The 15,208-nt window shown below is 31.1% G+C and carries 15 protein-coding genes; 10 read left to right on the forward strand and 5 right to left on the reverse strand.

Annotated elements, in window-relative coordinates; genetic code table 11:
• The first annotated feature begins 145 nt into the window (after positions 1–145).
• Entirely contained in the window at positions 146–730 is a 585-nt protein-coding gene (locus QJ521_RS08310; RefSeq protein ID WP_282840002.1) for a zinc metalloprotease, read from the forward strand.
• Positions 714–3,221, forward strand: coding sequence for an ABC transporter ATP-binding protein (locus tag QJ521_RS08315; protein WP_282840003.1), 2,508 nt, complete (start codon positions 714–716; stop codon positions 3,219–3,221). Before QJ521_RS08310 ends, QJ521_RS08315 begins: the two co-directional genes overlap by 17 nt.
• A gap of 39 nt (positions 3,222–3,260) precedes the next feature.
• Here QJ521_RS08315 and QJ521_RS08320 read toward each other — a convergent pair whose 3' ends face one another.
• The 3 genes from QJ521_RS08320 to QJ521_RS08330 all read right to left on the reverse strand — a co-directional run bounded on the left by QJ521_RS08320 (position 3,261) and on the right by QJ521_RS08330 (position 6,119).
• Complete coding sequence (locus QJ521_RS08320; protein WP_282840004.1) at positions 3,261–3,773, reverse strand: hypothetical protein; 513 nt, start codon at positions 3,771–3,773, stop codon at positions 3,261–3,263.
• A gap of 71 nt (positions 3,774–3,844) precedes the next feature.
• Positions 3,845–4,450, reverse strand: a complete 606-nt coding sequence (locus QJ521_RS08325) for a superoxide dismutase (protein WP_282840005.1) — start codon at positions 4,448–4,450, stop codon at positions 3,845–3,847.
• A 100-nt stretch (positions 4,451–4,550) separates the two neighbouring features.
• A complete protein-coding gene (locus tag QJ521_RS08330) occupies positions 4,551–6,119 on the reverse strand; it encodes an Rqc2 family fibronectin-binding protein (RefSeq protein ID WP_282840006.1) in 1,569 nt (522 codons plus the stop codon).
• 147 nt (positions 6,120–6,266) lie between these two features.
• On the opposite strand from QJ521_RS08330, the gene gmk reads away from it, so the two are divergent.
• The 6 genes from gmk to QJ521_RS08360 all read left to right on the forward strand — a co-directional run bounded on the left by gmk (position 6,267) and on the right by QJ521_RS08360 (position 11,582).
• Positions 6,267–6,887: a guanylate kinase gene (gene gmk / locus QJ521_RS08335; RefSeq protein WP_282840007.1), complete on the forward strand. Its 621-nt coding sequence runs from the start codon at positions 6,267–6,269 to the stop codon at positions 6,885–6,887.
• A 2-nt stretch (positions 6,888–6,889) separates the two neighbouring features.
• Positions 6,890–7,105 carry a DNA-directed RNA polymerase subunit omega gene (rpoZ, locus tag QJ521_RS08340; protein ID WP_282840008.1) on the forward strand — a complete coding sequence of 72 codons (216 nt, stop codon included), beginning with the start codon at positions 6,890–6,892 and terminating at the stop codon, positions 7,103–7,105.
• A gap of 89 nt (positions 7,106–7,194) precedes the next feature.
• Positions 7,195–8,925: an excinuclease ABC subunit UvrC gene (gene uvrC, locus QJ521_RS08345; protein WP_282840009.1), complete on the forward strand. Its 1,731-nt coding sequence runs from the start codon at positions 7,195–7,197 to the stop codon at positions 8,923–8,925.
• On the forward strand, positions 8,922–9,752 hold the full coding sequence (locus QJ521_RS08350) for a 3'-5' exonuclease (protein WP_282840010.1): 831 nt from the start codon (positions 8,922–8,924) through the stop codon (positions 9,750–9,752). The genes uvrC and QJ521_RS08350 overlap by 4 nt, the downstream gene beginning before the upstream one ends.
• 370 nt (positions 9,753–10,122) lie before the next feature.
• On the forward strand, positions 10,123–10,713 hold the full coding sequence (locus QJ521_RS08355; protein ID WP_282840011.1) for a type IV toxin-antitoxin system AbiEi family antitoxin domain-containing protein: 591 nt from the start codon (positions 10,123–10,125) through the stop codon (positions 10,711–10,713).
• A complete protein-coding gene (locus QJ521_RS08360; protein ID WP_282840012.1) occupies positions 10,710–11,582 on the forward strand; it encodes a nucleotidyl transferase AbiEii/AbiGii toxin family protein in 873 nt (290 codons plus the stop codon). Before QJ521_RS08355 ends, QJ521_RS08360 begins: the two co-directional genes overlap by 4 nt.
• Before the next feature lie 105 nt (positions 11,583–11,687).
• Here QJ521_RS08360 and QJ521_RS08365 read toward each other — a convergent pair whose 3' ends face one another.
• Positions 11,688–13,370, reverse strand: a complete 1,683-nt coding sequence (locus tag QJ521_RS08365) for a ribonuclease J (RefSeq protein WP_282840013.1) — start codon at positions 13,368–13,370, stop codon at positions 11,688–11,690.
• Between the two features lie 104 nt (positions 13,371–13,474).
• On the opposite strand from QJ521_RS08365, the gene QJ521_RS08370 reads away from it, so the two are divergent.
• Entirely contained in the window at positions 13,475–14,251 is a 777-nt protein-coding gene (locus QJ521_RS08370) for an HAD-IIB family hydrolase (protein WP_282840014.1), read from the forward strand.
• Here QJ521_RS08370 and coaD read toward each other — a convergent pair.
• A complete protein-coding gene (gene coaD / locus QJ521_RS08375) occupies positions 14,238–14,726 on the reverse strand; it encodes a pantetheine-phosphate adenylyltransferase (RefSeq protein WP_282840015.1) in 489 nt (162 codons plus the stop codon). The two genes, QJ521_RS08370 and coaD, sit on opposite strands and share 14 nt — an antisense overlap.
• Positions 14,727–14,792: 66 nt before the next feature.
• On the opposite strand from coaD, the gene QJ521_RS08380 reads away from it, so the two are divergent.
• Positions 14,793–15,182, forward strand: a complete 390-nt coding sequence (locus QJ521_RS08380; RefSeq protein WP_282840016.1) for a hypothetical protein — start codon at positions 14,793–14,795, stop codon at positions 15,180–15,182.
• Positions 15,183–15,208: the final 26 nt, after the last annotated feature.

The raw sequence follows: 15,208 nt of genomic DNA on the forward strand, positions 1-15,208 counted from the left end.
AAACGATATAGGGGGGGATTAAAAGAAAAATATTATTTTACTATTTTTACTTTTACTTTTGTTAAGTGGATGTGAAAGTTATCCCGAAGGAACCACAGATGATGAGGCTGAATTTTTTAATGAGTACGGTAAAGGAAATGCATATTTGCTTACTCAACAAGGACAAATGAAAACTAATGCTAATCCAAATGCCATACAATACTATATAGCAAATTTGCCATATAAGTACAGAACAGCTATGCAAAAAGCAGCAACAGTTTATAGCTCTAATGAGTTGGAGTCTTATATTACCATAACAACCAGTATGACCAATTCGAACTCAACATATAAAGCTGAATTGTTCGTACCACCGCCACCAGCTCCACCAGGTTCTTGTGATAATCCACTTGGTTGTGATACCGTAGTGATTAATATTATGACAGGTGATGGAACAGAAGCAATTGCAATAAATCATTTAAAGTATGATTTGAATGATAATTCTAAAATTGTTGGATCTACTGTTTATTTTGACGATATGATAATGATTGATTTTTTTCAAGTACAGAAAAATTACATTGCAATACACGAATTAGGACATACATTAGGATTAAAAGACCTTTTTGATGATGATGATGTGAGTTATCAAAACAAGTCTGTGATGTATGGAAAAGGAGAGTACAGTATCAATGTGTTGTATAAATTTGATATAGCAAATATACTGTGGCATTATAAATATGGATATATTGGTTAAGATTAATAGGTTAAGCAAATCTTATAAAACTCATTTTGGTGATGTTAAATTAGCGTTAAATGAAGTGTCTATTGATTTTAACTCAACCGGGATGATTTTTTTAATTGGTAAAAATGGAAGTGGGAAGACGACATTTCTTAATCTGTTAGGTGCTCTAGATAAACCAACATCAGGTAGTATTCTGATTAATGGTATTGATATTACTAGACAAAATCACCGAAATAGAGAGAAGTTTAGAAGAGATGAAGTTGCTTATGTATTAAGCAATCATGCTTTACTACATGAACTTACAGTTAAAGAGAATCTGGAATTACCATTAGTAATTGATGGAACATTAAATAAATATAGTCGTCAGGAGAAAGTAAAAGAGATAATCGTGCAAGTTGATTTAGCTGAATTTAATGATAGAAATATCAATGAATTAAGTAGTGGTCAACTTCAACGTGTTGCCTTAGCTAGAGCTTTAGTAAGAGACTCATCAATTCTTTTATGTGATGAACCAACTGAGAATTTAGATGAAGAATCTACAACTCAGATTTTGAAAACTTTAAAAGAACTTTCAAAAGACAAACTCATCATCATAGCAACACATGAAAAAAAGTACGCTTACAAATATGGTAATCGCATTATAGAACTTAATGGAGGAGCAATTGTTAACGATATTGTTCATGGAGATATTGAAACACCTCAATTCTTGAAGAAAAATGAAGAAATAAAAACAAGATTTTCTATTTTTTCAATTTTAAAATACTTCAAGCTTTTTATGAAAAAACAATTTGTTATGATGTTAGTTATATTAGGGTTATTTTCTCTAGTCTTGACTTTGTTTGGAAATTTTTATGCACTGTCAAAATATAGTTCATCTGATGCTTTTGCATCAACGTTACAAATGAATGATGATTACGTCATTCCTGTTACTGAGTATGTTCATACAGCAATGTTTCTTGGGGATCAAATGCTATGGTATGGGGCTTTCCCTACACAAGGAGAACCTGTTTCTGAAATTCGAAGTCGACTATCTCTGGTCATTAACGATAGAGCAACTATCTTAGAATCTTATTACTTTCAAAAGAACATACAAGATTTTATTGATTATCGTGTTAGCCTGACTTATCCATATAAGTTTACACCTTACCACTCAACTAGCTTTTCTGATGTTATCCTCGTTGAGGACTTCAGTAAGCTGAATCTTAAGTTATTGCATGGAACAATGCCTGTTGAAATTAACGAAGTTCTGATTTATGATTATATGGCATTTAATATTTTAAAAACAGAAATCTTGGGTTTTAGTGAAATGGAAAACTTGCTCGATTATACACTGATTGATAAGGATACTCAAATAGAAATGAAAATTTCAGGTATTATTCAAACGGATTATGAAAAATATGAATACACAAAAACTGGATATCATAGTACATATCCTTTTGAGACTTTGTATTTAGCTAGATTTCAATCGATTTTTGCATTTCCTGAATTTTTAGATCAGTTAGAAACTGAGACCGAATATTTTTCTTTTAATGAAATTATTTTTAGAACATCTAACTCAGAAAATATAGATGAGGTTAATCATTTTCGTAAGTTCAAGATGGTTAATGCCATAAACTCATATACATTCATAGGGAACACATTAGACTATGATAGTGGAATGTTACTATCAAAACATCAGTTTGCATTAATCATAGGTGTTGATCCAATTGAAGTTGATGAAGATATGGTGGCAGCAAACATTATGGATGGACAGTTTCGGTATTTGTGGGTTGACGAAACAATCGATAAACCTTTAGCAACTTCATTTACTATTCCTGTTGTTGGTGTTTATGAAAGTGATGAGTTAGATACTCATATAATTCATTGTTTATATGGTGAGTCCATGAATCATGTTAAGCTAAATGGACCAACTCGAATGCATTACATAATGTTAGGTTCAAACTGGTATGAAAACTCTAAGTTGTTAAAAGAATTAGAATGGCCATACTTACCTGGATCATTTTTCATGGAAAACCCAGAATATAAAGCACATGGGTTTGCTGAATATACACCATACACCATGCTTATTAATGAGGCAAGTGGATATATTAATTCTATACGAAATTATGGGCTTAACTACGCATATATATCCTTAGGTTTATTGGTTATATCGCTATTTACATACGTGTTTAGTTATCACAAAAAACATGCTTATAAAATAGCAGTTATATCGATGCAAGGTGGTAATTATAGGCATATCACATTTATGATTGCTGCTCAACTCATCTTATTGACAACAATTGCTTTTTTCATTTCTATATTCCCCGTATTGAGAAGAATAGAATTTCTCAATCGAGATTTAGCGAAAAATCTCCCATATGATATATTTTTCTTTTCCATGAGTTATATTGACTTTTTAGTTATTTATGGGATTTCAATCGTTGTGGTGTCCATTGGGATATTATCTATGTTATTGTATTTTAGATCAAAACAACCTATCGAAATGATGAAGGACATCTTATAGTATGATAACTCAGTGTATTAAAAAAACTGCCTAAGCAGTTTAGTATGCGTTAATCATTAAAAACAAATGAATTGTCAGGTAAACAGTAAATGCAGTAAAAATAATATTTGCTCCAAAAAGTATCTTAATATCAGCAAGATGCTTTTCTGACTTTAAAAACAAGACTTTGATTGTCCTTAACCAAATCACTGAAACAAACAAAATAATTAAAGGAACAATCACCTCAAGAGAATTACTCAAATATTGAGATATTTCTAAGATTAGATACAAGACAGCTTGTGCGGTAATATTGACTAAAATTGTTTGATGACTCGCAACAGACTTCCATAAATGTTTTTTCTCAACACTTGCTTTTATATAGTTTAATTCAAATCTTGAAAGCAAATATAATAAACCTAAAGCTAGAAGCATAAAAATAATTGAGATATGATACATACCTGGTGTACCATAAGACAATTCAGGATGTGTAATAAAGAGAATACTATTCATAGCTGATATAACAATGACGATTAATAACACAATCACGATACCAATATTTTTAAATACACTCATCTCATATCCTCCTTAAAATTAAAGGTGAAAAAAAACAGGCTCAAAAGAACCTGTTTTTTATGCTTTCTTTTTTATACTGTAGCCTCATATAATTCAGCTACTTTGTCCCAGTTTACAACACTAAAGAATGCTGAAACATAATCAGGACGACGGTTTTGATAGTTTAGGTAATAAGCATGTTCCCAAACATCTAAGCCTAAGATTGGAGTACCTTCAGCAAGCGGAGTATCTTGGTTTGCTGTAGATGAAACTTTTAAGTTCTTATCTGGTGTTACGATTAACCAAGCCCAACCACTACCGAATCTTGTTTTTGCTGCTGTCCCAAATGCTTCTTTGAATTCATCAAAAGATTTGAAATCTTTTTCAATTGCTTTTGCTAAAGCACCTTTTGGTGTAGCACCATTATTGACTTTAAGCAAAGTCCAGAATAATGCGTGGTTAAAGTGTCCACCACCATTGTTTTGTACTGCTGTACGAATGTCAGCAGGAACTAAAGATAGATCAGCTAAAAGTGTTTCTAGCGGTGTATCTAGTTCAGGATGTTTTTCTAGTGCTGCATTTAAGTTAGTAACATAAGCATTATGGTGTTTAGTGTAATGAATTTCCATAGTTCTTGCATCAATAAACGGTTCTAATGCATCATATGCATAGTTTAGTTTTGGTAATTCGAATTTCATATTAATACCTCCTAAGATTTATACCCTTATCTTACTACTTAAAACACTATTTTTCAACTCATTCGCACTCTTGATTAAAAAAAGTCTAAATTATGTTAACTTAGACATTTTTTAAATAATGATCAATTTTCTCTTCATCTATATCGATATAAATGGTCTGATGGTTGCGGTAGGTAACACGATAACCTGGGACACCAGGAATTTTCTTAATATTTTTGATTAAGGTGTAATCAACAGGAATCGACGAGGATTGACGCATACCAGAGAAAAATGCAGCTAACATTGCTGACTTTCTTAAAATATGTTCATCCAACTCATTTGTCGTGACAACAACATGAGCACCTGGAGCATCTTTGACATGAAACCAATAATCATCTTTTTTTCCTAAAGTATGGGTTACATATTCATTTTGTAGACTGTTCTTACCGATGTAGTAAGTAACATCTCCTTCTAGAAGTTTAATAATGTTAGGTTTCTTTTCTTGTTTCTTATTGACTTTCTTTGTTTTGGAACCTTTATACCCATATTCAATGAGTTCGGTTTCTAAATCTTTGATATTGTCATGATTTGCGAAATCTAGATATGTTTTAAACTCATGAAACAAATCAATCATTTCTTTGGTTTGTTCCATTTGCTTAACGATATGATTTAAACTACGTTTAGCTTTTGCATATGCTTTATAGTATGCTTGAGCGTTTTCATTGAGTGTTTTGGTTGGATCTAATACAATATGAAGATCACCTATATCAATTGATGATCTCTTTTCATCTAAAGGATGGCCTGATTGATAGATTTGGTCACCAAAATTTTTGTTTTCTAATTTTTCTTTTGCTTCATCTAGTGACATCTCTTGTTGGGCTAATCTTTTATCATATTTGGCTACTTGCTTATCGATAAACAATCGATGAGATAAAAAACGATCTCTTTTTTCTTCTTTTTCATGATCCATCATCTCAGATATAGTATCAAAATACACTTTTTCATCCGTTTCTTTAAAAATATCAAACACATAATCTTTTCTTGTTTTTAAGTTTCTAGTGGGTTTTACTTTAACTAAACGTATATCAGCTTTCGTTTCAAAAAGATATTTTGCCAAAAATGGTGAAACACCTAAGTACTGATCAACCAAATCTTTTGGTGATTCAGCATCATCATAATCAAGTGACTCAAAAGATTTTTTATCTGATGGAAAAAATTCAAACTTAGCTTGTGGCAATAACTGTCTTCCCTCATCAAAAAACATCTTTTTATATGTATCAATAATGACATCATCTTTAATCAACAATAAATTAGAATGCCTTCCCATCGCTTCAAAAACTAGTTTTTTAGATACAGGACCATCAATAAAGTCATAAGAAGTAAAATTCAATATCATAACTCGATCGGTTTCATATTGAGTTATAGACTCTAAAATAGCACCTTCTAGATGTTTTTTCATCGTGACCAAAAATTGAGAAGTTAAAGCTCCATGTTGTTTATTTTCTGTAATGTTAATTCCGAATCGATGAGGTGATAAATTTAAGGATACATATTTCCTAGATCCCTTCGCATAAAACGCAAAAACAAAAGACGTCTCATCGTTTTGATAGATCTTTTCCAGTCTTGCTTTCTCAAGCTCTTGATTCAATTCTTTAATTAAATGAAAAATGAAAAAACCATCGAAAACCATAATCCACCTCTTTATTCATTTTATCACATTTTTATCTCATTATTTAGCCATTTATCACAATAATAAAGTAAATATAACTAAAACTATTTACACCACACCTATTATCATATATAATAGAATGTAATATCAAACCCAAAGGAGGAGCCCATGAAATTAAATGAGCGTGGATTGTTAGTCGTAATTTCTGGACCTTCAGGTGTTGGAAAAGGAACGGTAAGACGTGCTTTATTCCAAATGCCGCATCATGATCTTGTTTATTCAGTCTCTATGACAACAAGACCACCAAGACCTGGTGAAGTTGAAGGTGTTGATTATTACTTTGTAGACAAAGAAACTTTCCTACAGCGAATTAAGGAAAATAAATTTCTTGAATGGGCAGAATTTGTTGGTAATTACTATGGAACACCACGTGATAAAGTTGATGAACAACTTGACAAAGGAAAAGAAGTTGTTTTAGAAATTGAAGTTGAAGGTGCACTTCAAGTTAGAAAACAGATGAAAGAAGCAGTTTTCATTTTCTTAGTTCCGCCAGGGAAAAAAGCATTATATGAAAGATTGGTCAGTAGAGGTACAGAATCTATAGACTTAATTAATAGACGCATGAAGAAAGCAGAGTCAGAATTTTTACTTGCTCATAAGTATGACTATATCGTTGTTAACGACGATGTTAATAATGCTGCAGATCGAATTATGGCAATTATTCGTGCTGAACATGCGAAAACAGAAAGAACAATTCATAACTATATTAAGATGATCGGAGAGAAATAAAAATGGTAAAGAACAAAGACGGTATGCGTTACCCATCGATTGACAAATTGTTGTCAAAGATTGATTCCAAATATAAATTAGTTTATGCAGCTAGTAAAGTTGCACAAATACTTGAAGCTGAAAAACTACAAGTAGAAGACGCACAATGTGTTAAAAGTATTGGCGTAGCATTAGAAGAAATATTAGATGGTAAAGTTAAAATAGACTTTGAATCATAAAGATAAAGCGAAATTGCTTTATTTTTTTTGCAAAAAGGATAGATTTTTTTGATATCATAAATTGTGATACAATATAAATGGTGATTTGATTGAATTTAAAAGACAAAATCGCGCTTATCCCTACTGAACCTGGTTGTTATTTAATGAAAGACCATAAAGATGAAGTCATCTATGTAGGTAAAGCAAAAAACCTTAAAAATCGTGTGAAAACCTATTTTACTGGTGCGCACAACGAAAAAACCACACGTCTCGTCTCCGAGATTCGTGATTTTTCTTATGTGCTGACCAACAGTGAACATGAATCATTAATTCTAGAAATCAATTTAATTAAGCAATATTTACCTAAATATAATATTAGACTTATCGATGATAAGACTTATCCTTATATTGAAATTACAGAAGAAACACATCCAAAACTCCAAGTCGTTAGACAAAAAGATGTTAAGGGTAGAGTATTTGGTCCTTATCCCAATGTCTATAGCGCTAGAGAAACGGTTAGATTGTTAAACCGTTTATACCCTTTAAGAAAATGTGATACGATGCCTAAAAAGGCTTGTTTGTATTATCATATTGGTCAGTGTCTTGCACCATGCATCAATCCTGATGTTACTTATGGTGATATCATACCTGAAATTACAAAGTTTTTAAAAGGTGATACAAAAGAAGTTTTATCTAAATTAGAAATCGAAATGACTACAGCAAGTCAAGAAATGGCTTATGAAAAAGCTGCAGAATTTAGAGATATGATTAATCATATTCAAGCAACTACTGAAAAGCAAATTATTAACCTAAATGACTTTAAAGATAGGGATGCGATTAGTTTTGCCTATAATAAAGATGACATTGCATTACAAATCTTAATGATGCGTCAAGGGAAGATGATTGATCAACATCAAATTGTTTTTGCATATGTTGGTGATGTAATAGATTCAGTTGTGAGTTACCTTCAACAATTTTATGAGTTAATCTCACCAGATGAATTGTTATTTAGCAATCGATTTAAGCTAGAAGATATTGAACCTTATTTTGGTAAAAAAGTATCTATACCTCAAAAAGGAGATAAAAAGAAGTTAACAGATTTAGCATCTAAAAATGCTGATTATGATTTAGAACATCACTTTATGTTATATCGACATAAAGACGAACAAAAACAAAAAGCATTGGATGACCTAAGCGAACTTGTGAATTATAATATCAATCATATTGAAGTCTTTGATAATGCACAACTCTTTGGTACAGCACCTATTTCTGCATTAGTTGTCTATAAAGATGGAAATTTTGAAAGAAAAAGTTACAGGAAGTATCATTTAAAAACAACAACCAATGATGATTATCAAGCAATGAAGGAAGTCACATATCGTAGATATCAAAAGCTTTTATTAGAGCAAGGAACCTTTCCTGATTTAATTTTAGTTGATGGTGGTAAGGGCCAACTAAACGCAGTCAAAGAGGTTTTAGATAACTTAGGGCTTGATATTAAAATTGCAGGCTTAAAGAAAAATAATAAACACACACTCGAAGCAATCGTTTATGAAAACGAAGTCATTCCATTATTAAAACAAAGTGAGCTTTATAAGTTATTATTAAAGATATCTGAAGAGGTACACAGATTCGCTATCGATTTCCACCGCTCAACGAGAGACAAGAAATCCATATCATCTCCACTTGATCAAATAGAAGGTATTGGAGATAAAAGAAAAAAGGCATTACTTAGCCATTTCACAAGTATTGATGCCATTAAAAATGCGGCCGATGAAGAACTTGTATCATTAGGGATACCACTAAAGGTTGCCAAAAAAATTAAAGAGGATTTAGCATGAGAAAAATAATACATAGTATTGATCCAAAACTTAAAGTATTTTATATGATTTTTAATGGTCGCAAACTTGGGTTTTACATGACCAACCGGTTATCTAAAACATTTTATCCATTTTTAGGACAAGGTGTTCTAGTTGATTTTGAAATAACCGAAAGAGTCAAAAAAATAGGCAATATGAAATATTATCAAGTTGCTCATTTTAATCAAATCATCTCGTTAAGACCTTATATTGTTCATTACGACTTATATAAACTTAGGGAAGATATGAGAACTGTTCTTTCTTCGAACAAATATTATTTATTCATCGATTTTGAAATGACAATGCCTGGATATAGAGATAGAGATAGTTTTCATTCAGAAATTATTCAAGTTGGATACGTTCTCGCACAAGCAAAAGGCGATATTTTATTACAAGATGGTTATTATATTTTGCCAAAAGAACGAAAAACATTAAGCAGAAGAACAAAACGTTTTTTAAAGCTTGAGGAAGAAACATTTTTTAATGAAGCTACTGAATATCAAACCTTTTATGATAAGCTACAAAAGATTATCAGTGAGTATCACCCCAAATTAGTTTGTTGGGGGAAAAATGATGTTACTGCATTAAATGACTCCTATCAGTTTCACAATAAAAAGAAGTTAACGAATGATCAAGACTTTATTGATTTATTGAAACTTCATAAAGATTATTATAATTTAAAAGATGATTTAGGACTATTTAAAGCTTATAAAACGTATTATCAAGTTGATTATGAACAAACGCATAATGCGGCTGATGATGCTCTAGTAACGAAATATGTATTTGATGCATTTCTAGATTATATGTAACAAAGTAATCTTAATCGAATAATAAACGTCATGCTGGATAAGATGCTTTCTAAATAATATACAAGATGTCTTTGATACATTAGCAAAAGCAATGAAGTGATAGAAAATTCTAGAGGTAGAAATGGATAAAAAAAAGTGCAAATCGAGTTAATTAAAACCTAGAATTGCTAAACAAAATAAGAAAGAACTATGAGATGATTCAACCGATCAATAGGTATGAAGCATCTTTCTTTATTTCAATATAGTGTGTGGTTCAACTGTAGAATAGTAAACATAACGACAATCAGTACAAGAAAATAGTATAATTCATCAAAAAATGTTGATTTGCTCCTTAAAAACGTGTATAATACAATTAAGTGGAGGAAAACATATGATTGTTACAATAATGGATCTGAAAGAAAAATATAAAAATTACTCAGATATCAATGGAAAGATTAAAAGAGATATAGATGAGAACACCTTATTTCCTGTTGTTAGAGGTATATATGAAACAAACAAACATACAAGTGGATATTTACTTGCATCTTATATTTATGGTCCTTCATATTTATCTTTTGAGTATGCTTTGTCATTTCATAGTTTAATACCAGAAAGAGTTGTAACATATACGAACGCGACTTTTAATAAAAGAAAAAGTAAACAATATAAAAACCGTTTTGGTTTTTTTACCTATAGAGATGTACCTAAAGATGCTTTTCCTTACTTTGTTAAAGCATATGAGTATGATACATATGCATACTTTATAGCGAGCCCAGAGAAAGCTTTATGTGATATGCTCTATATACTTCCTCCTGTTAGAAGTGTTAAAGATTTTAAAACATTACTATTTGAAGATCTAAGAATAGATATAAATGCATTTAACGAACTAAATTTTAAAAACATTTTATTTTTATCGAAGAAGTATATTTCTAACAATATAAATATATTAGTTAAAGTAATAGAAAGTGAGTATAGACAATGACAATTATTCATCAAATGATAAGTAAATATGACATAAGTACTTTAGAAGATAAGAAGAACGCAATCAAAGAAGTATTGCAAGAAGTTGTTTTGGCTGCCTTATCAAAAACAGATTTTTTTAATCATGCTGCATTTTATGGTGGAACTGCATTAAGGATATTTTATGGAATTGATAGATTTAGTGAAGATTTAGATTTTTCCTTAGTAACGAGCGATGCAAGTTTTAATCTAGATAAGTATTTCAATTCAATTGGTGATATTATTAATTCAATCGGTTTAGATTTTGATATTGAAAAAAAAGAAAAAACAAATAGGACAAGCATTGAATCAGCATTTATTAAGGGTAATACTAAAGAAACTTTTCTAACTATATATCCAAATACAGAAGATTATAAGCAAATCATTCACAATGAAAAAATAATCATTAAGTTTGAAGTTGATCTTAATCCTCCACTTTATGCTAATACAGAGTTGAAATATCGTTTGTTGCCATTTCCTTACCAGATAAGAGTTTATGATAAGGAATCCTTATTTGCTGGTAAGATTCACGCTATAATAGCTAGAAGTTGGAAAAACAGAGTTAAAGGAAGAGATCTATACGACTATCTTTTTTATATAAGTCTAAATACAAAAGTTAATTTAAAACACTTAGAAGCAAGACTTAAACAAACAGATACGCTTGATCATAACAAAGTTTTGACTCATAAGCTTTTGATTAAAATATTAAATGATAAATTTGACATTATCGATTATGGGAAAGCAAAATTAGATGTTAAACCTTTTATTAAAGATGTAAGCTCGTTAGAGTTATGGAGTAGCGCTTTTTTTAAATCAATTACAGAAAGCATTAAAAGCGAATCAAGAGAATGATTACCGTGAATAAGTCAAAAAAGCTAATAAATATAAAAAAGGACTGAAGACATAGAGATGTTATATCTTTATGGGCTTAACAGTCCTTTTATTTGTTTGCTTGTTTTATTTTAAATCAACAACAACTGGTATGACCAAAGGTCTTCTTTGTGTTAATTCAAAAATCTGATGATTTAAATGATCGATAATGGCTTGTTTTAAGTTCAACTCATTATAAAGTTTTTTACCTAATTCCGCAACTGCAATCTTTTTCGCTTCATTAGCTAATGATGCGGTAATCTCTTCATTGCCCTTCATATAAATAAAACCTCTAGATATAATCGTTGGATCATTAACAAGTTTCTTGGTTTCTGAATTAATGGATAAAATAACAGAGAATAATCCTTCTTCACTTAGCAATTTACGTTCTTTAATGACTTGACTACCAATATCCCCAATACCTGTACCATCGATATAAACTTCACCATGGGTCACTTGTCCAGCAAGACGAATCGATGAATCAGATACAGCAGCAACATCTCCATTATCCATGACTAAAATATTTTTAGGATCTACACCACATTCAATCGCTAATGCTTTATGATGTTTTAACATACGGTGTTCTCCATGGATGGGTATAAAGAGTTTTGGTTTTGTTAAGCTTAAAATCAATTTAAGGTCTTGCTGTGCGCCATGTCCTGACGTATGCGTATCTGCCAATGGTCCATGTGTAATCACATCAATATCTAATCTAAATAGTTTATTAATGGTTCTATTGACACCTTCTTGATTGCCAGGAATCGGTGATGAAGAGAAGATGACAGTATCACCAGGGAGTGCTTTAACTTGTCTATGCGAACCATTTGCGATTCTACTTAATGCAGCTAAAGGCTCACCTTGAGAACCGGTTACTAAAATCGTCAGTTCATTTGGTTTCATTCGATTGAATTGTTCACCTGTAATGATCGTATCTTTAGGAGCCTTTATATAACCAGTTTGCATACCAATCTCAATAGCTCTTTCCATACTTCTCCCAAAAACAGCAACTTTTCTATTATTTAAAACAGATGCTTCAATGATTTGTTGGATACGATACATATTGGATGCGAATGTCGCGATTAAAACACGGCCAGGAAGTCTTGAAAATAATTCGTTAATTGACTTACCAATTTTACTATCTGATTGAATCAGTTCATCGCGTTCAGCATTGGTTGAATCTGATAGTAAACATAAGACACCTTCACTACCAATTGCTGCTAATTTATCATACTCAGCAGATGGTCCAACAGGTGTATAATCGACTTTGAAGTCTCCTGTATGGAAGATAATACCTTGTTTAGTTCTAAAAACGATACCGAACATATCAGGAATAGAATGATTCAATCTAATAAATGATATTTCAACATCTTTAAAATTATATTTATAATAACTTTTATACTCAACGATTTGTGGAGCTTTAATATCTTTATGCTCCATTAATTTATACTCAATCATATCAACAGCAATACCAGCTGCATATATTTTAGGAATTTCTACCTTTTTAAGTAAATAGGGTATTCCACCGATATGGTCTTCATGAGCATGTGTTATAAATAAACCAGCAATTCTTTCTTGATTTTCAACTAAGTATGTATAGTCAGGTATGACATAGTCGATTCCTAATAAGTGTTCATCAGGAAAAAGAATGCCTGAGTCGACAATAAATATCTGATCTTCAATTTCAAATATGTACATATTTTTTCCAACTTCACCGAGTCCCCCTAGTGCAAAAATGCCGAGTTCACCGGTTTTAAGTAGTGGATTTTTCATAAATTCATCCTCCAGCAACGATTATTTCATTACTATTGTATAATAAAAACGTGAAAAATGATAGTAGAATACTTATTATGTTATAATTATCTTTGAGGTGGATGATGAAAACTATTATCTTTTTTGATGTCGATAATACACTGTATAATAACCAATTGGGAAAAATACCTGAACAAACCTTGAAACTTCTACAAGAACTCCATGAAAAAGATAATATAATCTTAGGTTTAGCAACAGGTAGAGGACTTAGAAAACTAGAAATTATACAAGATATTTTACATCTATTTACATACAAAGTCTTAATTAATGGATCTGTCGTTTTTAAGGATGATGAAAAGATTTTTGATCATCCAATTAAGACTGAAGACATCTTAGAAGTGTTCGATATCACAAAAGGTAATGATTTAAATGTTGGTATGGTAGGTATCTATGATGAGGCAGTTAATTACTGGGATGAACGTGTTAGTTATGGCATGAAAGCTCTTAGAGGGATATTTCCTAAAGTTGATCCTGACTTCTACAAAAACAATCAAGTCTATCAATTATGGTTATTTGCAGATCATGAAGATGCCATTGTTGAAATCGCTAAAAAAATGCCTAAGTTCAGATTATACCCGTGGCATAAAGGTGGTGCAGACTTTGTTTATCCAATGATGAACAAATCATTTGGAATAAAAAAAGCACTCGAACACGAAGGCGAATCAAAATTGATTTGTGTTGGTGATGGTGCAAACGATATTCAAATGATTGAAATGGCTGATATTGGTATTGCTATGGATAATACAAGATTTGATGAATTAAAAGAAAAAGCCGATCATATAGCTCCTCATATTAAGGAAGATCAGCTTTACGCATTTTTCAAATCAATTAATCTAATTTAGTTCTAATTTTATCTTGGATATCTTTAATAATTTCTTTTGGGACATAAGGTGATATATCTGCGTGATGAACAACTAATTCCTTAATCGCAGAAGATGATACAAAGTGGTTTCTTGATGATGGAAATAAAATAATCGTTTCAATGTTGCGATTTAAGTTTCTATTGAATTGATATAATGCATATTCATTCTCATAATCAGGAATGTTTCTAAGACCCCTAATCATAATATCAATATCATGTTGCGCAGCATAACGAACAATTAAGTCAGTCGTTGATGTAATGACGACATTAGGTATCTCACTAATGACACGCTTAATCATATCAATACGCTCTTCGGTCGTAAAGGTAGGTAACTTCTTATAGTTATCAGCAACAACCACATGAAGCTCTTCGACTAACCTTGATGCACGTTTAATAATATCTAGATGTCCAATCGTTAGAGGGTCAAATGTACCGGGATATACAGCTTTTTTCATAATATTACCTCATTTCACTTTTTAGTATATCATTAAAAAATAAAAAATAATATAAGGAGATACAAAATGAAAGTTTATCGCAAAAGTTTGTTTATTCAGTTTTTATTGTTTATCGTGTTTTTCTTAATGGGAGGTAATGTTATTCTTACCCATTACTTTAGAGAATCTTTACCTTGGTTACCGTATGTTTTACTAGGTATCTTAGTATTCTTTGGTGTGGTAGGGTTTATCCTTTATCGAAAAGAAGATCCAAGAATATCAATTATTACCGAACAAGAAGTTAAAACAATACGCTATTTGTTATATGGATATTTCTTTGTCTACATCTTGCAGATGGTATTATCAAATGTTGCAGCAATCGACAAAGATCTTCTCAATATCGGAACTGGTATCCTATTGATGGGAATCGCGTTATATGGCGCTTGGATTCAATACAAAGTGTTACGAGTTAAATAACAATGAAAGGTGCGAATCTAGCACCT

Origin of the sequence: Peloplasma aerotolerans (assembly GCF_030012175.1) — a bacterium.
GTDB lineage: Bacteria > Bacillota_I > Bacilli_A > Acholeplasmatales > Acholeplasmataceae > Peloplasma > Peloplasma aerotolerans.

Coding starts and splice junctions, on each gene's coding strand:
- coaD (WP_282840015.1), bottom strand. CDS start 14,726: ATGAAAAAAGCTGTATATCCCGGTACATTTGACCCTCTAACGATTGGA.
- QJ521_RS08355 (WP_282840011.1), top strand. CDS start 10,123: ATGATTGTTACAATAATGGATCTGAAAGAAAAATATAAAAATTACTCA.
- QJ521_RS08320 (WP_282840004.1), bottom strand. CDS start 3,773: ATGAGTGTATTTAAAAATATTGGTATCGTGATTGTGTTATTAATCGTC.
- QJ521_RS08330 (WP_282840006.1), bottom strand. CDS start 6,119: ATGGTTTTCGATGGTTTTTTCATTTTTCATTTAATTAAAGAATTGAAT.
- QJ521_RS08315 (WP_282840003.1), top strand. CDS start 714: ATGGATATATTGGTTAAGATTAATAGGTTAAGCAAATCTTATAAAACT.
- gmk (WP_282840007.1), top strand. CDS start 6,267: ATGAAATTAAATGAGCGTGGATTGTTAGTCGTAATTTCTGGACCTTCA.
- QJ521_RS08360 (WP_282840012.1), top strand. CDS start 10,710: ATGACAATTATTCATCAAATGATAAGTAAATATGACATAAGTACTTTA.
- QJ521_RS08325 (WP_282840005.1), bottom strand. CDS start 4,450: ATGAAATTCGAATTACCAAAACTAAACTATGCATATGATGCATTAGAA.
- QJ521_RS08350 (WP_282840010.1), top strand. CDS start 8,922: ATGAGAAAAATAATACATAGTATTGATCCAAAACTTAAAGTATTTTAT.
- rpoZ (WP_282840008.1), top strand. CDS start 6,890: ATGGTAAAGAACAAAGACGGTATGCGTTACCCATCGATTGACAAATTG.
- QJ521_RS08365 (WP_282840013.1), bottom strand. CDS start 13,370: ATGAAAAATCCACTACTTAAAACCGGTGAACTCGGCATTTTTGCACTA.
- QJ521_RS08370 (WP_282840014.1), top strand. CDS start 13,475: ATGAAAACTATTATCTTTTTTGATGTCGATAATACACTGTATAATAAC.
- QJ521_RS08380 (WP_282840016.1), top strand. CDS start 14,793: ATGAAAGTTTATCGCAAAAGTTTGTTTATTCAGTTTTTATTGTTTATC.